A 21,897-nucleotide genomic window follows, 5' to 3' on the forward strand; every position below is an offset into this window, starting at 1 on the left:
GCATTAATGTTCTTGATCGAGGAGACGGTGGATGACCCCATTGGAATTGAGCTACCCCTTAAGCGGATTGGTTTTGGCCCTAGGCAGTGGCATATATGTCTGGAATAGTCGTCGTGCCCTGGAAAAAAAACTGGCCCAGTCTCCACCTTCCGATTTGCCGTCAACCATACCCACCAGTTCCCCAACCCAGGCGATCGCCAAGGAAGTCAGCTCTAACCATGACAATGGCGAGGAATCCCCTGAGGGCATCATCCACACCAAGGGGAAATTGCGTCGTCTAGAGAAGGAGTTACAGTCGATCCAAAGCAGCCTACAAAATGCTTTAGCTGAACGGGATCAGTTGACAGAGAATTACCAAGCTCAGGAAAAAATGGTGGCCGCTCTGCAACATCAGTTGGCTCACTACGATGACATCCAGGGTGGAAAACTAGCGGGCTTGCAAAAACTCAATCAAGAATTGCTCCAGGAAAATACCAACCTTTCCGATCGCCTCAAGCAAGCGGTGAATGAAGTGGCGGAAACCCGCCCTAAATTGGTGCAGTTGCAGTCTCTAATGACCAGAAATCAACAGTTGAGCGACCAACTCACCCACGTAGAACAAAATCAAGCCAAGGCGATCGACCAACACTTAGCTTCCCAGGAAAAACTCTGGCAACAACAACGCCGGGAAGAGCAGGAAAGCTTAAAGAATCGGCTTGTCCAAGCAGAGCAAAAGGTACAAACATTAACCACGGAGCGGGATCAAGCCCAGCAAGAATCACACACTTTAAAAGAAAAAACCCAGTCAGTCCAGGCAGAGGTAACAAATTTACAAACCGCCCTTGCTCGCCTAGTGCAGCAGGAAGAACAGTGGCAAGGGGAACGGGAGCAACTCACCGCCAAACTAAACCAACTGGAGGAAGCGCAAAAAGAATTGGCCCTAGCCAACGCCGAATTAAAACTCAAACTGGAAACTACCCAGGCCGAAGGCGATCGCCTGAAAGCGGAGAAAAAAGAACAGACTGCCGCCGTGCAATCTGCCCAGGGGGAAGTGACCCAACTGCAGGAGGAATTGGCCACGTTGAAAGAGGCCATAGCCAAAACCCAGCCCACAGCTCCGGAAGTGCCGGTTAAAGCTAACGTCGCCGCAACTAAGCCTGCTCCAGCAAAACCAGCCGAGGCCCCCGCCCCAGTCAGTGTTGAAGTTGAGCAAGAATCAGCTAAACCGACCAAGGCTGAAAAAGTTGACCCCACCCCTGCTAAAACTACAGCAAAACCTGAACCCCAGCCCGCCAAAGTTGCTAAAGCGACCGTGCCCCAGCTATCTGAATCAAAGACAAAGTCTAGTCCGGAGTCAGAGCCCGCAGAAAAGGCCCCGGTTAAAGTGGAAAAAACTTCGGTAGAGGCACCCCAGGGAGAATCAAAATCAGAGCCAGCCCCAGCCCAAACTGGCGATCGCCCGCCGGAAGTTGACCAAAGCGGAGTCCATCCCCTGGCCGAGAAAAAAATTGTCATCCTCGGTACCCTCAACGCCATGAATCGGGAGGAAGCTAAAACCAGACTCCAAAATGTGGGGGCTGAATGCACTGGCACTCCCAGCGGCAAAACCGATTATGTGGTGGTGGGCAAGGCCCCCGGCGCGAAACTGAAAAAAGCTCAGAAGCTCGGCATTGCCCAATTGTCGGAAGCTCAATTCTTGGAATTGTTGGGCGAATAGGAAAAAATTCATAGGTGAACTTGGATTGCCCACTAAATTAACCAAACATGGTCGATTAAACCTGTTACCTCCCATAGTTGCTCTGATTGCTCTTTGGGAGGGATGGGGCGACTTGAAAAAACCTAACAAAAAAATCTCAGAGTACAAACCAGATAATCGCCAAGCCCAATAGGGTCAATACCATCATTAAATGGTTCATCCAGTCATCAAAGTTCCAATCTTTAAACATAATAATTTGGGGGGCAGGGCCATTGGGCTTCGTTCTCTCCAACTATACGGCGATTATTCAGTTTTGGCCCCCATTCCCATGGACAATTTCTTTCCCATAACCTCTCCAGGAACCATTGTTGATAGTTGTCAACGCCTCGGTATTAACCGCATTCAACGACACCTGTTTCTTTGCTGTGACCAGACCAAACCGAAATGTTGTAGCAAAGAAGATAGCCTCGCCACCTGGGATTATCTCAAAAAACGCCTACCAGAATTGGGGTTGGATTGCGCCCAAGCCAGTCAAACAGGGCATATTTTTCGCACCAAGGCGAACTGCTTAAGAGTTTGCCAACAGGGACCTATTTTGCTGGTGTATCCCGATGGAGTTTGGTATCGCAATGTCACCCCCCCAGTGATGGAACAAATTCTCCAAGAACATATTTTGCAAGGCCATCCGGTGGAAGAATACCGTTTTTTCACCCATCCACTTCCGGTTTCTGAAGAGACTGACAGAACCAACAACTAGCCAGGGAGCCTGATGATCGGACTATTCTGACTTTCCGGCAATCCTGGGGCATCCCACTAGAAGGAACAAGGGGGCTTTTGAGAGTAATCTATCAGTTACTAGAATTGTCAAAATGACTATAAAAACGGGCGGGTTCTAGCCAACGGAGAATTTCCTTTTGCAGTCGCCTTAAGTCTTGGGAAAGGGAGTTTTTTAACCATTGCCCCACCGCATCCAGGGGGGAAAATTCCTGGCCCGTTTCCCATTGAATGTCTTGTCCTAAAGGAGTCAAATGATTGCCGGGAAGGGGACAGTAGGCCACTAGGTCGGCAGTTTGTTGATTCAAAATCGGCCGGAGCCCCAGGGTTTGATCAATGTCATCGTTGGAAAATTTGATTAATAAATTCCGTCGCACCCGATAGCTTTCGGCAATTAAAAGATTCGTTTCCTCCGGTGAGGGGGTAAATTCAAAATTTAAATCCACCTGGAGATTGAACTGTCTCAGTTGTTTTTGCACCCCGGTGAGAAATTTGTCCAATTGCAGTTGGGCTAGTTGCTCCCCAAAGGGAATGGCCTGTTTAACCGGATAGTTATTAAACGCAATAAGGATATTGCCGGCCCGTTCCACCTCGTACAAACTGCCAATGAGCAGATGTAACTTACAACCAAGGCTATGGCCTAAGCCGTACACCGGCAATAAACCATTGGTAATTTCTCCCTGTTTTCGCAATCTTTCTAGAATAATTTCAAAACGATTCAGCACACTGCGGGCGATCGCCTGGTGGTCGAAGGTATTGAGAAAAGGGGTGGCCACCACCACATAACCAGCTTTACCCAGTTCCGTTAATAGCCAACGATAGGCCACATTGGGGGCAGTACCCACAAACGCTCCCCCGAGAAAATGCACCACGGCGATCGGTTGGGGCGGCACCAGAACCCAACTGCCAGAAATTTCACGCCATTCCATCGAAATCTATTTCCTCTTTGAGAAACTGACCCATTCCATAACCACCGCTATTTTAACGATCTTTCCCCCTTTGGTCGGCGCTGCAACTGGCTTGGCAAAATCCCCGCCAACGGCTACCTTGGTTAGGATTGACCGGTAGATTGTGCTGTGAGGAAAATTTGTCATGAAATTGACGACAAAAACAGGGGGTTCCCTGCCAACAAACTTACGGGCTCTCCTCCCCTGGTTACAACTAATTGGTAAATCTGGTTTTTTCAGTTTAATTATTTCCCTGGCTTGGACTTTATCCGCCCAGGCGATGGAATTGCGGGTTGCCATTAATAAAGGGGTTGGCAATGTCAGAGTGGGCAGTTCCACCCCGGCCCTGGTGAAAAATGCTGGGGGGGCCACCATTGGTCGCCTAGATTCCCTCGTCCCCGCCAATGCCACTGCCTCCGGTCGCAACATTAACCTGGCTGGCATGCAGGCTTCCCAAATCACCATTGAACCCAGCGGTGACGGCCGCATTTGGATCGGCGATCGTTGGTATCGGGGTAAGGTGCGTTTAATCCGTCAGGGCAATGGGGTCAGCGCTGTTAACCTGGTGGGCATTGAAGAATATTTATACAGTGTGGTAGGTTCCGAAGCCATTCCTTCCTGGCCTTTGGAAGCCCTAAAAGCCCAAGCTGTAGCCGCCCGCACCTACGCCATCTATCAAACCAGCAAAGATAGTAACCGTTACTACGACCTGGACACCACCACTGCCACCCAGGTTTACAAGGGAATGAATAACGAATATGTCAGCACAGTGGAGGCCGTAGAAGCCACGGCGGGGCAAGTAATGACCTACAACGGCAAGGTAATTTTGGCTGCGTTCCATGCCGCCTCTGGGGGCCATACGGAAAATGTTGAAGACGTATGGATGTCACCCCTGCCCTATCTACGGGGAGTAGTGGATTATGACCAAAGTTCGCCGGTGTTTAGCTGGAACCAAACCTTCAGTAACCGTGATTTAAGCCGACACATTGGCGGCATCGGCACTGTCACCGGCTTAACTCCCCTAAAAGTTACCCCCAGGGGTCGCATTGCTTCTATCCAAGTCAATGGCACCGGGGGGCGCAAAACGTTAACGGGCAATGCCATTCGTCAGGCTTTGAAACTCCGTAGCACTCTGTTCACAGTGTCAAAAAATGGCGACAATTTCACTATCATCGGTCGTGGTTCTGGCCATGGCATTGGTTTGAGTCAGTGGGGAGCCTACGGTTTAGCCCAAAAAGGCACCCCCTACCAACAAATTTTGTCCCATTATTACCAGTCCGCTAGTTTGACCCAGTTAAATCGCTAGGACTGTCCTGCCATGGCTCTACATTTTTCGGCCCATTCTGCAGCGGATCTCTCGGCGATCGCCTATCCTGACCGAGGAAGTTCACCGTCGCAGTCTAGCCGTTTGCTAGTAATGCTCCATGGTTGGGGGGCCGATGCCAGGGATTTGGCGGATTTAGCCCCCATGTTGGACTTGCCAAATTGTCAGTGGCGCTTTGTCAATGCCCCCTTTGCCCATCCCCAAATTCCCGGAGGGCGGGCTTGGTATGACCTGGAAAGTCAAACTTTTGAGGGACTATCCCAGGCAAAACAGAGTTTAAGGGCCTATTTATTGGGTTTAGAGGCAAAAACAGGCATTCCTCTGGCCAGAACTGTGTTGGGGGGCTTTTCCCAAGGAGGAGCTATGGCCCTGGATGTGGGTTTGACCTTACCCCTAGCAAAGATTTTTTCCCTGAGTGGTTATCTCCATTTCCAACCTGAACCCCAACTTCAGGCGATCGCCCCTATCTTGTTAATCCATGGCACCGAAGATCCGGTAGTACCGGTGCGGATGGCTCAACAGGCCAAGGCTGAACTAGAAGGCATTGGGGCGACGGTGGAATATCAAGAATTTCCCATGGGCCATGCCATTCCTCCCATGGCTTTGGCGCGGTTAAAGTCTTTTTTGAGTTGAAGTGTGTTGCCCATCACCTACAGTCCCGCCTATACCCTGGTTCCCACCTACGAGTGTTTTAATCGTTGTAGTTACTGCAATTTTCGGCAGGAGCCTGGACGGGATCAATGGTTAACCGAAAGCGCTGCTAAACAGCGGCTGGAAAGTTTGGCAGGGCAGGGAGTAAGGGAAATTTTAATTCTGGCCGGGGAAGTGCATCCCCAATCTTCCCGCAGAAAGGCTTGGTTTGAACTTATTTATAACCTTGGCAAAATGGCCTTGGATTTGGGTTTTTATCCCCATACCAATGCCGGGCCTCTGAGTCGGTCAGAAATGATTCGTTTAAAGGAGGTCAATTTTTCCCTGGGGTTAATGCTGGAACAGGTTTCTCCCCGGCTATTAACCACTGTTCATCGCCAAGCACCAAGTAAAGAACCCCAACTCAGGTTAGAACAGTTACAACTAGCGGGGGAATTGGGTATTCCTTTCACCACCGGTCTACTATTGGGCATTGGGGAAGCTGACCAGGAAGTAGAAGAGAGTTTAATGGCGATCGCCAATGTTCACAGCCAATACGGTCATATTCAGGAAGTTATTTTGCAACCCCACAGTCCTGGACAAAAACAAACAGATAATATTTACGCCTACAGCCCACAAAAATTGGTGCAAGTTATTACCTTAGCAAGGGCAATATTACCCCAAGACATTACTTTACAAATACCGCCCAATTTAGTGCCAAATTTCAGTGATCTACTAGCTTGTTTAGCGGCTGGAGTTCGGGATTTAGGGGGAATTGTTCCCATTGATGAAGTTAACCCTGATTATCATCACCAATCGGTGAATCAATTGAGTCAATTGCTAAAAGAGAATGGTTATTCATTGCAACCAAGGTTTCCAGTTTATCCCACTTATTTTTCCTGGCTCAATCCTAACCTACAACAACGACTACCAATTTTTATCAACTAATTACTAGCCGATCTGGGCAACAATTTTTTCTGCTATCTGGCGACCCTAACGTTGCTGGCGATCGCCATGGACGATTGCAAAAGCACAGAGGCGCTTACAGTAAGAAGCTGGTGACGAAGAAGTTCTGGTGGGTAGGTCGTAAATTTTGTATGCGGCCTAACGGCCCTGTTCAGTCCCTGCCCGACTGCAACATTTAGTTGGTCGTGATTGAAGAACTAATTCTAAATACATGACCATCGGGATGTCTTATGTGGCATTCCCTAACACCCCAAGGCATATCTTCTGGCTCACAAGTCACCTCAATCCCATTCTCTTTTGCAATGTGAAATATTTGATCTACATCTTCAACCCACACTGACATCCACGTCCCACCATCTCCTAATTCGTCGCCTGTTTTCTGGAATGTTGTTAAATTTTGGCTCTTTCCTCGGCCACCTTGACCATTTAGGCACAGAAATATCTCACATTCACCAGATCCCACGCAACCGAAACCAGCAGGATCGCCCCATTCCCAATTCTTCGACCATCCCAACTTCATAAACCACTCAAAGCTAGATTCCATATCGGACACATTCAGGATTGGTGTTATGCATTTTGCTTTCATAGTTAATCCCTGAGCTACAAGTTATGCATTTATACACTACCAGCTCTCAATTTTGGTAATTGTTTTTGGCTAATATAATAACCATCTGGACTGCTGCGCCCATATATACTCGCAAACTTGATACCCCACGATCCATCTTTATAAAAATAAAGTTTGCCTACACAACCATACAATCCAAGCCCTAATAATGTATCTAGATGTCGCTCAATTGAGGGGGATAAATTGTCAGGCGTAAACACCGCAACAAAACGAGGCTTAACATTGCTACCATTCACTTCAAAGATAGACTGAGCGTATGTAATGCTTTGCCAAACAAGCCTTGTTGTTTTTGATGTCTGTGCATTTATGCCTTCAACCCATTTGCACTCAACACCAAACCACTCATTGGTGAAGCCTTCAGCTATTAAGTGAGGCTTTGCACGCAAGAAAACGTCAATCCTTAGACGGACATCGTATATAGGATGATACCCCCAAACTTCTTCTAAAATCTCAAAGTCTCGTGATAGCTTTGGGATTAGCCCCATTTTTAGCAATTGCTCTGTCATTTAATTTCATGCATAACCATTAATTAAACTTCAATGGGAACCCTTAATGCACATTTATCATTTAACTTGTAAGGATAAACAGCATTAAAACCCATACTCAGTCTTCTAATGCTGAGAGAATGCCTGAAAAGAACCACTAAGTCAAATTATTTGGATTAAGTTTTATCCCTCTTTCATCAATCTAGGCAGAAGAAGAATAGAATGTATTCCATGAATTTAGCAAATACTTTAATCGATCTAGCTTATCAACCTTGTTGTAAAGTTTAGTTAACTCATCCAAAACATGGGCAAATGGAAATACTTTTAACCACTTTTTGATAAGATTTATTGCATTAAATACAGAGATCACTAATCGTAGGTTGTTTAGCCATTTTTTCCACCCTTCTTCTTTATCCCATTTTTCATGCTTTTGATGATACTTTGACGTTGAATTTAGAGTCGGATTAAAATTCTCATCATAAAAACAAATCATACAATATGCACACATCACTAATTCCCACCATTTTTGAATTTGCTCATAATGAGTTACCCTAAAATCTGCCCATCCTAATTCACTTTTGCATTGCTTAAATCCATATTCTATCCATGACCTTACCCCATATATTCTGCCAACTTCTTTATATTTAATATCTGGTATTCGAGTCATTACAAACCATCCTGCTTTTTCCTCCTCTTTTTCTGTTTCTGTTTTAATTTCCCAATATCTTATTGCGTTTTTTTTGCCATAAACTATTTCTCTGATATACCTATCTTCCTGTTTTCCATCCCATCTTATATGTTCAAACCTCCTCCACTTATTTGCCCTTACTTTAGCTTCCTTTGGAAGCCAGACCCCATGATTGCTCCGGATTCCCACTGCATATTCTATTTTTAATTCCTCTACGGCACTGATAAAATTGCTATGGCTTTCTCCATATAAGCTATCTGACACTACTCTTTTTATTTTAAAACCACTTTCTTCTAGTTCTTTTATTATCTCTACTGCTAATTCCGGCTTTGTTTTATACTTATCTCCCTCTTTTAATCTTTCTTTTGGTTTAAATACTTTTGATTCTAGAGGAAACGTTACTCCATTGCAGTAACCATAGGCATTTACTGACACTATACCGCTTTCTATTTTTCCTAAATTTCCAATATATTGTCTTTTTACATAATCTGTTGTTTTCCCTTTTTTGGGGTCTCCTGTTTCATCTATTATTACTATTATTTCTCTTCCTTCTAAAACTTCTAAGATAATATTTAATCTTCTTTTTTCTAATTCTTTTAATTCCCAAGGAGAATCTGTCATGAAATGCAGTAATCCCTGTTCATTTTTCAATCCTAGTGATGATGCTATTGCAGGTAAACTCTTTCTTTTTATATCACTTAATATTCCCACAATGATATATTTAAATGACTCATAAGACCTCACTTCTGGAAATATATCTTTATACAGTTCACTATATGTGTCTACACACTGTACTGTCTTTTTCGCCTCTCTTGTCTTTGTCATTCTCCCTCCGCGCTTTTCAGCCTTTTATCTCCATTTTAATTCCCTCAGTCTGACGGAAGAGGGATAGCAGGAAGACTTAATAGCGCGGATGTTATTCACCGGAAGCTTAAATGCAACAGGTTTTGAAGGATGGCTTGAATTCTTTTTGATACCAGCATTAACAATGGGACTGAACAGAATTTTATGTAAGGGGAGTAAAATCCAATCAAAAAAAGGAGATCCCAAACTCACCGATACAAAAATCGCAATCGTATCCCCCAAATACTCCGTTCCAAAACTGAAATTTTTGTGAAAATTGGGGATTACTTCCAGTTTTCAAAACTGGTGAAAATAGATGTGTTAGGGAAAGCTGTTGGGTTACCAGTACGATCAATTTTGCGTCGCAACTGCAACAATTTTGGATTAGCAATTAAAGCAGTTTGGTTCACCAATTGATAGGGTAAATAATCGTTTTGCAACGCATCCACTGCCACAATACCTGCCGCTGCCCCGGAAGACCACTCAAAGGAATGAACTCGATAGGCCGCCGCCGCAATGTGACTAGTGGCAATGGTTTTTCCCACCACTAATAAATTATCAATGCGTTGGGGAATCATAGCCCGCAACGGAATTTGGAACGGGTAAGAGGGGGTATGGGCTTGTCTTTCCCCAGGCCGTTCAATGTTGCCGGGTTTTTCCACCGGATATTCCAAATAACAGGGATGGAAATCAATATTGTAATGGCCAATGCCCACAGAATCCGGGTACATGGTGGCCCGCTGACGACGCTCCACTGCATCGGGGGAAAGATTACCATCCAGCACATCCAAACCGTCAATGCCCGCTAACTCGGCGTGTAAACGACGGTAATCCCTAGGGGAAAGATTTTCCCGGTAAAAATCCTCCTTAAAGTCCTGGCGGGAAATGTCTGTTTCGTTGATTTCAAAACCGTTGGGATAAATAAAATCCGGCCGACCAATAATTCTACGTCCTTCCCGAATATAGGGAAATTTGGAAAGACCATGTTCAGTCCCCATGGGACTATCCAGCCCCGTTAGCAAACGATTATTCGGACTGGGAGTTTTGATGTTATCCCCCAGTTTGGCATCGGTGGTGCCCGCCACTAACCAATGGTAAAAACCCAAAGCAATTTTTTCGCCATTAGCCAAGCTTTCCGTCCGCAGGCCTCCCAACCATCCCCCTGATTCCAGTTGTCCCGTTTGTTGCAGTTGCTCCCTGGTGTAAACAAAATTGTCCCTAGGGGTACCAGGGGTGTAATCATTACCCGGCAACCAATTTTGCATGGAAATTTCCCCCGGCTGGGTGGGACTGACGCCAAAGCGATTTTTTGGTTGATTAGGGGTAGCAGGCTCAAAAATGCCTAGGCCATCGGGACTCCAAATACGTCGATAGGTAAATAAAGCATCAAAATCAAACCGGGATTGGTCGTAGCTGTAGTAAGGGGTAAATCTTTGGTAAAAATCTGGTTCCGGCTGGGGTTGGGGCTCGGCGGTGGCCTCCATGGCAAAGGTGTAGGTGAAGCCCTGGGTACAGTAGGCAAAACCTTCCACACTGGAGGAAGACGGGTCTAAATAGGTGCGGGGATCTACTCCCACCCGGTAGGGCACATCGGCCAAAGCAATTAATTCCCCAGTTTCGGTGGCTTCCACCACCAACCATTGGGCTGTTTTACCCTGGTTATTGCGGGGAGCGGTGAAGTTAATGATGGTTTTAGTGAATTGTTCAGAATCTTCGTAGCGGTAACTGTCTTCAATGGTCTGAGACAAAAACTGACTGTTTAACGGTTGAGCGTTGGAGGCCGGTTGATGCTGAATGGCGATCGCCCGGATGATTTCCTGTCCCTCTTCTCCTGGGGCGGTGGGGGCCAAAACCAGCTCTTTGATGACAGTATTCGGAAACCATTGCAGGGTGCCTTGGCCTTTCTTTTCCGCATTCTCCAGCATCGCCATCAGAATGTCATGGCCATCCTTGGGTAAAAAACAAGAAGAACGACTTACCCAACATTTGCCTGGATTTTGGACACCGTAAAAATCTTTGATTCGTTGCCTTAATTCTAGATAACCCCGGGGATAAAAAAGTTTTTCCGTTTGGGTAGGCCGTTCATCGAGGGCGGCGGTGCCTTGGGAAGTGAGTTGGCCCCCCACCCAATCCGTTAGCTCTGTCATGCAAACATTTTTCCCCGCCAACAAACCTTCATAGGCCGTGGCTGTGCCGGCCAATCCACCACCCACTATCAAAATTTCGCACTCCACTGTCTCGTCCACTGGCCTAGGGGGAGCAGCTTGCCCAGGGGCGATCGGCCAGGAAAAAATTGCCAGAAAAATAGCCGCAACAGTTCGGCGGCAATGGGTAGTCATGGAGATTCTCGCTACTCAAAACCAGAGCTTTTCTCTGGGTAAAACGCAAAGCTAGGCAGTTTACAGAGACCAACAGCAAGTAAATGGTAAGTAACTAGCGGTTAATACTCACAATCCAAGTGCCTAAATAAACCCGGACAGGGATATCGCCGGACACCATGGCATCCGCCACCATGTAATAAGTTCCTAAGCTGGGGTTAGTAACATTGGACAGGGTAATGGTAACTTGACTATTGGGTTCTGCCGGTTCCGCCAAAACAATTTGCAGAAAGCGACTTTCTTTGTCCCAAACCACATCTTCAATTTCAATGTTTCCCTGGCGTTTATTTTCCACCCGGACCTTCTCCACATCGAAGGTGCCATCAAAATTTTCGGGGTAGGAAACGTATAAAACCTTTGCCCCCTGGGTCATTTTCTTGGCGGGGATGTAGAGTTTGTAGCGGTCCCTTTGCCCTGAACGGCCGTTGAATTGGAGGTAGTAATCCAAAATATCGCTACGATTGTCCACTCCACTAAAAATAGTGAACCCGGAGTTACCCTGGGCAAAACTGATGGTGGGTAAACCCATTACCAGAACGCCACTCAGGGAGAGGAAAGCAAAGAGTTTTTTGTGGAATTTAAATCGAGAAGATCTGGGCATAGACATGGCTTGGCCTCCGAGGAAATTGAGATGGAAGTGGGGAATGTCCAGGGGCAATCTGTTCGAGACTGCATCAATTGCCAAAATTCCAGAATTTGACAAAACAGACCCCGGGGAAATATAGGCAATGATTGCATCACCTAACTACCAGCATAGCCAAAGACAAGGTTGAACCAAGGCGGCATTAACTGTAAATTGCTTAACCAAGACTATCATCCAGCCCAAGCTTTGGCCAGCTCAGCTATCCAGCTTTGCCATTGTCCACAGAAAAAACTTAAAACTCATCCCTAGCGGAACATACTGCTGACGGAGCTTTCTTCATGAATGCGCCAAATCGCCTCCCCAATTAAATTGGCCACTGAAAGAATAGTCAGTTGGGGAAAATGATGATCGTCGGGCACAGGAATGGTATTGGTGACAATTACCTCCTCAAACAAGCCACCGGAAAGACGGTTAATGGCCGGCTCGGAGAAAACTGCATGGGTGGCACAGGCATAAACCTGGCGAGCGCCCTGGGCCCGCAGTAAACGGGAGCCTTCCGACAAAGTACCGGCGGTGTCGATCATGTCATCCACCAGTACAGCAGTTTTTCCGTCCACATCACCGATGAGATTTAATACTTCTGCCACGTTATGGCTCTGACGACGTTTATCGATAATAGCCAAGGGAGCGTCGTTTAATTTTTTGGCAAAGGCCCGGGCTCGAGCTACCCCGCCCACGTCCGGGGAAACCACCACCAGATCAGTTAGTTGCTTACTTTTTAAGTAGTCAATGATGACAGGGGAGCCATACATATGGTCGCAGGGAATGTCAAAGTAACCCTGGATCTGGGCAGAGTGGAGATCCATGGCCAATACCCGTTGGGCACCGGCACCGGTGATGAGATTGGCGACTAACTTGGCGGAGATGGATTCCCGACCAGCGGTTTTACGATCCGCCCGAGCGTAACCGTAGTAGGGCAGTACCGCGGTGATCTGGCGAGCCGAGGCTCGACGACAGGCATCGATCATGATCAACAATTCCATTAGGTTATCGTTGACCGGATGGCAACAGGGTTGGATAAGGTAAATGTCACCGCCCCGAATGGACTCCTGGATTTGGATGTAGAGCTCTCCATCGGCAAACCGTTTACGCAACATGGGGCCGATGTCCATGCCCAAATAACGGGCCACTTCTTGGGATAAAGATGGGTTGGATGATCCGGAAAAAAGACGTAAGCGATTGTTGTCAGATAAGGCAGACAGCATCGATTGACGTGTTAAAGTAGCGATACGGCTCACGGCAGACACTTTACCCCCATGTCATGGCAGATTACTGGTGCTCCCCTTAGTCTTATGCCCGGAAGCTAACCCAGGGGACTCCGATCCAATCATAGCGGATTCTTCCCTCACCAATCTCCTTGGGTTTTGCAAAACTTAAATTAACTTTCACTTTTTCCCCTCGGTTTTTGCTCCCCCATGTCCCATTCTTTCCGAGCCGTTGACCAGAAAACTTTATTAGTTGTGGGTTGCGATACCGGGGTGGGCAAAACGGTAACTACTTCAGCTCTGGCGGCCTACTGGCAGAAGTACGGCAAAGATCAGTCTTTCGGATTAATAAAGTTAATGCAGACGGGGTTGGGGGATGACGAGCTTTACCAACAACTTTTTAGCCATCTGACCCACTGGGATGTGGTGACGCCACTAAAATTTGCTGAGCCCCTAGCCCCTCCCTTGGCCGCTGACCAGGAAGAGAAAACCATTGATTTAGGGTTAGTCTGGCGGACTCTGCAGACAATGCAACAGAACCATGGCCATGTGTTGGTGGAAGCCCTGGGTAGTTTAGGTTCCCCCGTTACCCATGAATTAACGGTGGCAGATGTGGCGGCTCTGTGGCGTTTGGAAACTATTTTGGTGGTGCCGGTGCAACTGGGAGCCATGGGCCAGGCGATCGCCCAGGTGGCTTTGGCGAGACAAACTAAAGTCAAGCTGAGGGGGTTAGTGCTCAGTTGTGCCAGTCCAGAGGCGGAGGCCAAGATAGAAGACTGGGCCACACCAGCTATGTTGGAGTCTTTTACCCATTTGCCGGTTGTGGGGATTGTGCCCTATCTAACCGAGTCGGAGCGGGAAAATGTATCCTGTTTGGCGGAGGTAACGGCCCGGTTTGATCTGGAAAAATTAGCCTATTTTTAGGTTAATTCAGTTGAATACAGACCAATTTGAATGGTACTCAGCCCTTGGTTTTTTTGAACTTTTCCCTAAAGCTGGCAAGCTTCCGGCAAAATTACCATGGCATCTCCAAAGGAATAAAAACGGTACCCTTTGGCGATCGCCGTTTCGTAAATGGCCATTAACCGGAGGCGACCGATGAGGGCACTGACCAACATTAATAAACTAGATTTAGGCAGGTGGAAGTTGGTAATTAATCCATCTACCAAGCGCCATTGGTAACCGGGGTAAATAAATAAATCCGTCTGGCCCCGAAAGGGTTGCAGGGGTTGCTTGGGAAAATTACTTTCCTGGGCCATGCCTTCCAAACAACGCACCACCGTGGTGCCCACCGCAAAAATTCTGCCCCCCTTTGCCCTAGTTTGTTCAATAGCTTGCACCGCCATTGGGGGGACATCAATCCATTCCTGGTGCATAACGTGGTCGAGAATATTTTCCGTTTCCACCGGGCGAAAGGTGCCAATGCCCACATGGAGAGTAACTTTTGTTGTCTGTACTCCCTGTTGAGCCAACTTTTCCAACAAATCCTCGGTGAAATGTAACCCTGCTGTGGGAGCCGCCACCGCCCCTAACTTTTCGGCATAGATAGTTTGGTATTGGTCATCCGTAGCTTGGCGATCGCCAATATAGGGCGGGAAAGGGATTTCGCCATAGTCTGGCAACACATCCCAGAGCCGTTGCCCAGGCTCCAAGGTAAACTCCAATAATCGACCCCCGGTGGCCTCATCCCGTTGCAAAATGGTCGCCCAAAGATCGGGTTTATCATTTCGCTGGGCGGGAAATTTAACTTTTGCTCCCAGCTTTAATCTTTTTCCTGGCTTGACTAGGGCAATCCATTGGTTTTCAGTACATTCTGTCAGTAGCAAAATTTCCACTGCCACACCATTTTTTTTGTGGCCATGTAGGCGAGCAGGCATTACTTTGGTGTCATTAAGAACCAGTAAATCCCCGGGTTTTAAATAATTGCCCAAATCATAAAAATGTTGGTGCTCCACCGTGAATTGATCTTTCACTACCAACAGGCGGGAATGATCCCTGGGGACGGCGGGAGTTTGGGCAATGCATTGGGGAGGCAGTTGGTAATCGTAACTACTAAGGTATTTATCCTGGTCCATGGATGGTCGAAACGTAAAAAATCTAAATGACAGAGACGGCAAAAAAAAGAAGCCCGACAAGCTTTAACAATTATCCGAAAATTTAGGTCGAGCTGACGGAAACCTCAGCGGACTTTTCCACGGATTTTTCTGATAGCCCCCGCAGGCGATCGCTACTGGCCTTAATAACACTGGCCATGGGCACCGCCACCAAAAGACCCAAAATCCCGCCTAATTTACTCCCCACAAACAAAGAAACAATGATCCAGGCCGGATTTAAACCGGTGCGGTTACCCATTAAACGAGGGGAAATAACGTTATCATTAATTTGTCCCACAATCACCGCTGCCAAAAGAATTTTTATCCCCAACCAAAAGTTTTCTAACATTAGTAAAAGGCTAATGGTGATAATGCTTAAACCGCTGGCAAAAGGAATCAACGTGCTCAAACCAATGGTGATGGCAAAAAGGATGGCATAGGGAGCCTGGAGTATGGTGAACACCACCATCTGCGCTGCGGTGAGAATGCCGGCTAAAATCGCTTGGGTGGCAAAATAGCCCTCGAAAGTTTCCCGAATTAGGTTCTGCAAATCCCTCTGCCAGGGATGGGGAAACCAGCTAAAAATTCCGTCCCAAATTTTCTCCCCCCCAAGGACAAGGAAAATGGTTAGCACCAGTAAAATTAATCCGTTAATACCGGTGCTGATAGTCACCCCCACCAGGCCCAACAGTTGGTTGCCGACGGAGTTGAGAATGCGGCTCAGTTTTTGAATTACTTGACTGATCAGGGGTTGGAGGTCTACCTGGAGGTTAGCATAATGCTCGTTTACCCAGGCTTGTAGTACCAGCAGTTGGGCGTTGCCGGAACGGAACCAGCCAGGCAGGTTATCCAACAGTTGTCCCAATTGGTTGATCGCCAGGGGAATGACAATCAAGAGGAAAAGACTGATCACAATCAGGGCGATGAGGAGCACACTAGCCACGGCCCAGGGACGTTTGAAGCCTTTTTCCACCAAAATTCTCACGGGGATATCCAGCAAAAAGGCCAGTAGGGCCGCCGCCACCAATAAACTACTGAGGGGTTGCAAAAAACCCATGGCTTTGTAGAATAACCAGCCGTTGAGGAAAAAGAGGGGAAATAGTAAACTCAGCCGGAGCCAGGGGGGGGATTGTTTCAGTTCTTCCAACATGGCAAAGGGAATGGATGGACATCCAGGGCAACGCAATGTTCACCTACCTTAACCCGGCCTGGCCTCGCTGGCGATCGCCGATGGAGGGCGGCTCCAATTGATCACCATCAAGGTAAGAATCTGGTCAATGGGACAACTGGGCGAAATTGTGGCTAGTTTTCCGTCAAAAACCGTTGATAACTTTCACTTAATTCCTTCACTGCCACTTCATAAAACCTTTGGCCATGTTCTGGGGTAGCGAGGGCGGGATTGGAACCCATGCGCCCGTCGACATAATGCTCCCGGAAATCTTGGGCGCTGTAAATGCTATGGCCCGAGGCAACTTCCGCATTTAATGGCGCTGTTTTAATGGCTTCGGGGTAAACAAATTGGGTCAGGGCCACTTCGCTGGGGGTGGCGTGGTGGCCTTCTTGGTCACCGTAGAGTTCCTTGGCTAACTGATAAACTCCCCTGGCCATGAACCAATTACCCAGGTGACAACGGACATTTTGACTATGGCCGAGGCTACCCAAATGGTGATAGGCTTCGGAAAAAGCGGCTTTGAGGGTGGCAATATTCCCTCCATGGCCATTGATAAAGTAAAACCGGCTAAAACCGGCAGGGGCTAAACTGCTGACGTAATCGACGATCACCCGGATCAGAGTACTGGGGCGCAGGCTAACACTGCCAGGAAAAGCCAGGTGATGCAAAGCCATGCCCACATTAATGGTTGGCCCCACCATGGCTCCGGTGGCTTCCCCTACCCCCTTGGCGATCGCCTCGGCACAGATGGCATCGGTACCGATCAGTCCTATAGGACCGTGTTGTTCGGTGGAACCAATGGGGAAAATGATGCCGGTGGAAGATTGTAAATAGCTTTCGACTTCGGGCCAGGTGGAGAGGTGTAATTGCATGGTGGGCTTGGGCCAAATGGGGCTAACTGTTTTCATCTACCTTAAAACAGGTTCAGAAAAAATAGTCTTACCATTCTTGGTTACCCGCAACCATTGCTGGTTCACCCAATAGGTGTAGGCTCCATTGGTGGCGTGGTAGGTGCCGCCGTCGGTGCTGAGCACATCCATCACATTAATCTGGTCGCCGTTGTTTTTATTCACACCCCGGTAAAAAAATTGTCCGTCGTAGGTTTGGCAAATATAGGCCAGGTAGGTTTTGGTTTCATAGGCTTCCACCACTTCCGCCCTGGGACAACCTCGAATAATTTCCGCCAGTAAAAATGGGGATGGTAATATTTGCAACCCAGTTAGGGGAGAGGCGATCGCCGTTGCGCTGTAGACCTTCAGTGGGGTTAATGACAGCGCCGCAATTCCCAGCGTAAAAACGCCAAGCCATCGACAACGATACCCACGGTTTGCCCAGACCATAGCCATTTTCTCAACTGTGCAACAACTAAGTCCAGGCTATCAAAAAATCCTTGTCCTTGGCCAATTCGGTTTAAACTTTAGAGCCTGTTTGTAAAGTCTTATTTTGACCCCTAAATCCCCCCATTAAAGCTCCGGCAATACCGGGGGACTTTGCCTCTGTTTCCCCCCAAATTTGGGGTCAGGGGGGCTTTTCAAACACGTCTTTAGTTTTCCAAGGCAACCACCAAATGGCGATCGCCATCTAAACTTACTTTTCCTTGGGCCTGGAATTCTCCCAGCAGACGGGTGACCGTTACCCTAGTAGTGCCAATGGCATTGGCCAACATTTGATGGGTGAGGCGCACCGATAAACGCATGCCCCCGGCTCCCGGTTGCCCCAACTCCTCGCCCAATAGATTCAATAATCCTTGGAGTCGTTCATCCACCCTTTTACAACCGGCGATCGCCAGTAGAGCTTCCCTCTGCCTTACTTGTTGTAGGGTTTGGTCAAGCACCAGGCGACATAGCCTAGCATTGTTGGTGATCATCTCGAGGGAATAGCCCCGTAGATATACATCCGTCAAAGCCCGAATCTGATAAGTTTCCCGTTGATTAGCGCTGAAATCCAAGCCCACAAAGCTACCGGGCTGGGCCCAACCCATCAGCACTTCATCGCCTCCTAATGTCCATTGACTGACCTGTAAAACACCCCGGTAAATTTGCCAACAACCTTGATCTTTGGGGGGAACGATCTCACCCCTTTCATAAAACTGTAGGGGCTGGGAGTCTAATCCTACCAATGCGGTCAAACTATCGGCGATCGGGGAACTGTTCACAAACATAAAATCAGGCAACCCTCAAAAATCAATCCAGGCGATCGGGCTTAGTCCCCATTGGTCAAGCATCCTGTTGGCACTACCCAAGCATTACTCCCATTGGGATAAACTCTTCCAAGAGTCAGCATAACCCTTCCCCGCCATTCCCAGGTAAAGACAAAGTTAACAAAACAACCCAAAATGTCCACTTCCTAGGACTGGGCCGCATAGACCGCCGCTCCAATGAGGCCAACTTTGGCATTGAGTACTACCTGTACAGGAATTGTCCCCATTAAGCTTTGCATCCTACCTTTGTCGCTAAAGCTCCGTATGAAACTACCCTTTTCCAGCAGAGGAATAATTTTAGGGGCAATGCCACCGGCAACGTAAAGTCCCCCTCGGGGCAGAAACTTGAGGGCGAGGTTACCAGCCTCGGCGCCATAGGCTGCGAGAAAAAGCTCCATAGCTTGGCTGGCTAAAGCATCTGTACCTTCTAGGGCCGCCTGGGATACGGCCGCCGCTAAATCGACGGTTTTGGCTTCTTGCTCTTTTTCCCGGTGCCAGGTTTGGTACAGTTGCTTGAATTGGGCTGATTCCTGCTCTGGGTATTGGTGCCGCAAAAATTCATAAATCACGGCGATGCCCATGCCCGATACCACCCGTTCAATGGAAACCCGTGACAGGGCATACTGCTGTTTGAGATACTCCAACAATTGCCACTCCAATGGCGATCGGGGGGCAAAATCGCCATGGGCTCCTTCGGAGGCAAAAACTCGATAGCGTCCTTGACCCTGGGGAATAACGTAGCATTGTCCCAAGCCGGTGCCCGCTCCCAAGATGGCGATCGCCCCTGACGGATCCACCGGCGCGGACTGGAGTACGGTTAAATCCTCTGACCCTAGGCCTAAAATGCCGTAGCCCACAGCGGCAAAGTCATTGATGAGGTCAACCTGGGCAATGGCTAACTCCTGGGCCAGGCGATCGCCGCTGAGGTGCCAATCTAAATTGGTGAGGCGACAGGTGTTATCGACCACGGGGCCGGCAATGGCAAAACAAGCTTTGGCAACGGAGATTCGGTTATCCAACACAAAAGCCGCTTCTTGGCGGAATTGTTGCACCATGGGCACCAGATCGGCAAAAGCTGGACTGCTGTAGGTCTGTTCAAACAGGGTCACGGGCTGACCTAATCCAGGGCTGTCATCCTTCACCGTCACCAGAGCCAGAATTGTTTTAGTGCCACCAATATCCCCTGCCAAAAAATTTACACCCATTACGCCCATGGCCCCAATGCCATCAAAAAACTACACAAAATACGATCTTTTAGCAGTTTAGGCTACGGGGGAAATGGTCACCAAACAAAAAGCCAAAATTCTCCTATTTCAGCAAGGTTTAGCAGTGTTAGTAGTGCAGTTCCCCCACCTGAGCCAGAGGAAATTAACCGTTAAATGGGTTAGGATCAAGGCTGTTTTCCCTTTAGGTTCCGTCCATGGCCGCCCCCAGCGTCAAGCAGTTACTCCGTTATTTAACTCCCCATTGGCGGGCGATCGGAGCTGGAACTTTTGCCCTGTTTTTGGCCAATGCCCTGGGGGTTTACATTCCCATTTTGATGCGGGATAGCATTGATGATTTAATGCCCCCCTTTGAAGCGTCGGACGTGGCCCGCATTGTGGTGCTGATTATTGTTCTCGCTTCCCTGATGTGGTTTATCCGCATGGCCTCCCGCATTTTTATTTTTGGGGTGGGGAGACAGGTGGAATATGAACTCAAACAGAAAATTTTTGACCATTTGCTCAGGCTAGAACCCCTCTATTTCACTGAAAATACCATTGGGGACTTGATTAACCGGGCCACCAGCGATGTGGACAATATTCGCCGTTTGGTAGGCTTTGCAGTGTTGAGTTTGATTAACACCATCTTTGCCTATGCTCTGACTATCCCGGCCATGTTTGCCCTCCATATTCCCCTCACTTTATTGGCGATTTCCGTTTATCCGTTGATGCTGATGAGTGTTAATCTTTTCAGCGGTAAGTTGCGGGATTATCAACTGGAGGTGCAGGAAGAGTTATCTGCCCTGAGTGAACTGGTGCAAGAGGATATGAGTGGCATCAGTTTAATTAAAATTTATTCCCAGGAAAATAACGAACGGCAAGCTTTTCAGACGAGAAACCAAAAATTGCTCCAGTCGAACTTAAAGCTAGCCCGCATTAGAAATTTTCTCTTTCCCCTCATTGAAGGTCTGGCTTACCTGAGTTTGCTGATTTTGCTAGCCTTTGGCACAGGTTTGATTCAAGATGGCAGTATCACCATTGGGGATTTTATTGCCCTGATTATTTTGGTGGAACGGTTGGTGTTTCCCACCGCTCTGCTGGGTTTTACCATCACCGCCTATCAACGGGGGGAAGTGAGCATTCAACGGGTGGAGGCTATTTTCCACACCACTCCCAAAATTTTAACTGTGCCCCAACCTTTACCCTTTAGTCCGGCTAGAGCAACAGGTAAAATCACCGCCCGCGGTCTGAGTTATTGCTACCCCGGTAGCGACCTGCCAGCCTTGGAAAAGGTGGATTTCACTGTTTACCCTGGGGAAATGGTGGCTATTGTGGGGCCCATCGGTGCCGGTAAATCTACCCTGGTTAATGCCTTACCTCGTTTGTTAGATATCGCCCCCGGCCAGGTGTTCATTGATGACTACGACATTACCCAGATTGCCCTCAGCGATCTACGGTCGGCGATCGCCTTTGTGCCCCAGGACAGCTTTTTGTTCAGTACCACCATTGCGGAAAACATTGCCTACAGCGATCCGAGTCAAACCGACACGGCGATCGAGCAGGCGGCCCAACAGGCCCATTTAGACCAGGAAATTACCAATTTTCCCCAGCATTACCAAACCCTAGTGGGGGAAAGGGGCATTACCCTATCCGGTGGGCAAAGACAACGGGCCGCTTTGGCCAGAGCTTTGATTCTCGATGCGCCCCTGCTGGTGCTAGACGACGCCCTTTCTAGCGTAGATAATCAGACCGCTACCCGCATTTTGCATTACCTGGCCCGCCGCAACAACACAGTGCTCTTTGTTTCCCACCAACTTTCCGCCGCCGCCCAGGCTGACCGTATCTTTGTCATGGACCATGGCCGCATTGTCCAAACCGGTAGCCATGAAGAATTGCTTCAAAAATCAGGATTGTATCAATCCCTATGGCAACAACATGAGTTAGAAAAAGTTTTAAGTTGAGTTTCATTTATCTCCCCGTGGTTTACTGTGTTGAATTACCCTGTAACGGAACAGATTTTTGGGTAAATTAATGGCAACTTTTAAGAT

Annotated in this window: 20 protein-coding genes and 1 pseudogene; 8 read left to right on the forward strand and 13 right to left on the reverse strand. The window is 48.0% G+C overall.

What is annotated here, in order from left to right; all coding sequences use genetic code 11:
* Nucleotides 1–31 precede the first annotated feature (31 nt).
* Both IQE94_RS11345 and IQE94_RS11350 read left to right on the forward strand, forming a co-directional pair.
* Entirely contained in the window at nucleotides 32–1,696 is a 1,665-nt protein-coding gene (locus IQE94_RS11345; RefSeq protein ID WP_212718389.1) for a BRCT domain-containing protein, read from the forward strand.
* A 307-nt stretch (nucleotides 1,697–2,003) separates the two neighbouring features.
* Nucleotides 2,004–2,432, forward strand: coding sequence for a ferredoxin (locus IQE94_RS11350; protein WP_212718391.1), 429 nt, complete (start codon nucleotides 2,004–2,006; stop codon nucleotides 2,430–2,432).
* Nucleotides 2,433–2,523: 91 nt separating this feature from the next.
* Here the strand turns inward: IQE94_RS11350 and IQE94_RS11355 are convergent, their stop codons facing one another.
* Nucleotides 2,524–3,378 (reverse strand): DUF1350 family protein, encoded by an 855-nt coding sequence (locus IQE94_RS11355; protein WP_212718400.1) that lies wholly within the window; start codon nucleotides 3,376–3,378, stop codon nucleotides 2,524–2,526.
* A 163-nt stretch (nucleotides 3,379–3,541) separates the two neighbouring features.
* On the opposite strand from IQE94_RS11355, the gene IQE94_RS11360 reads away from it, so the two are divergent.
* The 3 genes from IQE94_RS11360 to cofG are packed head-to-tail and all read left to right on the forward strand — an operon-like array spanning nucleotide 3,542 to nucleotide 6,298.
* Nucleotides 3,542–4,702 carry a SpoIID/LytB domain-containing protein gene (locus IQE94_RS11360; protein WP_212718402.1) on the forward strand — a complete coding sequence of 387 codons (1,161 nt, stop codon included), beginning with the start codon at nucleotides 3,542–3,544 and terminating at the stop codon, nucleotides 4,700–4,702.
* Nucleotides 4,703–4,714: 12 nt separating this feature from the next.
* Complete coding sequence (locus IQE94_RS11365) at nucleotides 4,715–5,353, forward strand: alpha/beta hydrolase (RefSeq protein WP_212718404.1); 639 nt, start codon at nucleotides 4,715–4,717, stop codon at nucleotides 5,351–5,353.
* 3 nt (nucleotides 5,354–5,356) lie between these two features.
* Nucleotides 5,357–6,298, forward strand: a complete 942-nt coding sequence (gene cofG / locus IQE94_RS11370; RefSeq protein WP_212718406.1) for a 7,8-didemethyl-8-hydroxy-5-deazariboflavin synthase subunit CofG — start codon at nucleotides 5,357–5,359, stop codon at nucleotides 6,296–6,298.
* Nucleotides 6,299–6,491: 193 nt separating this feature from the next.
* Here cofG and IQE94_RS11375 read toward each other — a convergent pair whose 3' ends face one another.
* From IQE94_RS11375 to IQE94_RS11385, 3 genes are all read right to left on the reverse strand, one after another.
* Nucleotides 6,492–6,902, reverse strand: coding sequence for a bleomycin resistance family protein (locus IQE94_RS11375; RefSeq protein WP_212718408.1), 411 nt, complete (start codon nucleotides 6,900–6,902; stop codon nucleotides 6,492–6,494).
* A 29-nt stretch (nucleotides 6,903–6,931) separates the two neighbouring features.
* Nucleotides 6,932–7,447: a hypothetical protein gene (locus IQE94_RS11380; protein ID WP_212718411.1), complete on the reverse strand. Its 516-nt coding sequence runs from the start codon at nucleotides 7,445–7,447 to the stop codon at nucleotides 6,932–6,934.
* 181 nt (nucleotides 7,448–7,628) lie between these two features.
* Nucleotides 7,629–8,939 (reverse strand): IS701 family transposase, encoded by a 1,311-nt coding sequence (locus tag IQE94_RS11385; RefSeq protein WP_223341782.1) that lies wholly within the window; start codon nucleotides 8,937–8,939, stop codon nucleotides 7,629–7,631.
* A gap of 67 nt (nucleotides 8,940–9,006) precedes the next feature.
* Here IQE94_RS11385 and IQE94_RS11390 point away from each other — a divergent pair.
* Nucleotides 9,007–9,099 (forward strand): annotated as a pseudogene (locus IQE94_RS11390) (IS630 family transposase); the annotation flags it as partial.
* Nucleotides 9,100–9,241: 142 nt separating this feature from the next.
* Here the strand turns inward: IQE94_RS11390 and IQE94_RS11395 are convergent.
* The 3 genes from IQE94_RS11395 to IQE94_RS11405 form a co-directional block, all read right to left on the reverse strand.
* Nucleotides 9,242–11,296: an FAD-dependent oxidoreductase gene (locus IQE94_RS11395; protein ID WP_212718448.1), complete on the reverse strand. Its 2,055-nt coding sequence runs from the start codon at nucleotides 11,294–11,296 to the stop codon at nucleotides 9,242–9,244.
* A 94-nt stretch (nucleotides 11,297–11,390) separates the two neighbouring features.
* Nucleotides 11,391–11,942, reverse strand: coding sequence for a DUF2808 domain-containing protein (locus IQE94_RS11400; protein WP_212718446.1), 552 nt, complete (start codon nucleotides 11,940–11,942; stop codon nucleotides 11,391–11,393).
* Nucleotides 11,943–12,223: 281 nt separating this feature from the next.
* Entirely contained in the window at nucleotides 12,224–13,225 is a 1,002-nt protein-coding gene (locus IQE94_RS11405; RefSeq protein ID WP_223341966.1) for a ribose-phosphate pyrophosphokinase, read from the reverse strand.
* Between the two features lie 168 nt (nucleotides 13,226–13,393).
* On the opposite strand from IQE94_RS11405, the gene bioD reads away from it, so the two are divergent.
* Entirely contained in the window at nucleotides 13,394–14,107 is a 714-nt protein-coding gene (bioD, locus tag IQE94_RS11410; protein WP_212718444.1) for a dethiobiotin synthase, read from the forward strand.
* A 65-nt stretch (nucleotides 14,108–14,172) separates the two neighbouring features.
* Here the strand turns inward: bioD and queA are convergent, their stop codons facing one another.
* The 6 genes from queA to glk all read right to left on the reverse strand — a co-directional run bounded on the left by queA (nucleotide 14,173) and on the right by glk (nucleotide 19,861).
* Nucleotides 14,173–15,258, reverse strand: a complete 1,086-nt coding sequence (gene queA / locus IQE94_RS11415) for a tRNA preQ1(34) S-adenosylmethionine ribosyltransferase-isomerase QueA (RefSeq protein WP_212718441.1) — start codon at nucleotides 15,256–15,258, stop codon at nucleotides 14,173–14,175.
* Nucleotides 15,259–15,340: 82 nt separating this feature from the next.
* Nucleotides 15,341–16,426, reverse strand: coding sequence for an AI-2E family transporter (locus IQE94_RS11420; RefSeq protein ID WP_212718440.1), 1,086 nt, complete (start codon nucleotides 16,424–16,426; stop codon nucleotides 15,341–15,343).
* Between the two features lie 152 nt (nucleotides 16,427–16,578).
* The gene (locus tag IQE94_RS11425) at nucleotides 16,579–17,319 is read right to left on the reverse strand and encodes a creatininase family protein (RefSeq protein WP_212721832.1); all 741 of its coding nucleotides are present in this window, start codon (nucleotides 17,317–17,319) and stop codon (nucleotides 16,579–16,581) included.
* Nucleotides 17,320–17,355: 36 nt separating this feature from the next.
* On the reverse strand, nucleotides 17,356–17,787 hold the full coding sequence (locus tag IQE94_RS11430) for a hypothetical protein (protein ID WP_212718438.1): 432 nt from the start codon (nucleotides 17,785–17,787) through the stop codon (nucleotides 17,356–17,358).
* A gap of 203 nt (nucleotides 17,788–17,990) precedes the next feature.
* Nucleotides 17,991–18,608, reverse strand: coding sequence for a Crp/Fnr family transcriptional regulator (locus IQE94_RS11435; RefSeq protein ID WP_212718436.1), 618 nt, complete (start codon nucleotides 18,606–18,608; stop codon nucleotides 17,991–17,993).
* Nucleotides 18,609–18,793: 185 nt separating this feature from the next.
* The gene (gene glk / locus IQE94_RS11440; protein WP_223341968.1) at nucleotides 18,794–19,861 is read right to left on the reverse strand and encodes a glucokinase; all 1,068 of its coding nucleotides are present in this window, start codon (nucleotides 19,859–19,861) and stop codon (nucleotides 18,794–18,796) included.
* Between the two features lie 206 nt (nucleotides 19,862–20,067).
* On the opposite strand from glk, the gene IQE94_RS11445 reads away from it, so the two are divergent.
* Complete coding sequence (locus IQE94_RS11445; protein WP_223341970.1) at nucleotides 20,068–21,810, forward strand: ABC transporter ATP-binding protein; 1,743 nt, start codon at nucleotides 20,068–20,070, stop codon at nucleotides 21,808–21,810.
* The last annotated feature ends 87 nt before the right edge of the window (nucleotides 21,811–21,897 follow it).

Source organism: Synechocystis sp. PCC 7339 (assembly GCF_019924095.1).
Lineage (GTDB): Bacteria > Cyanobacteriota > Cyanobacteriia > Cyanobacteriales > Microcystaceae > Synechocystis.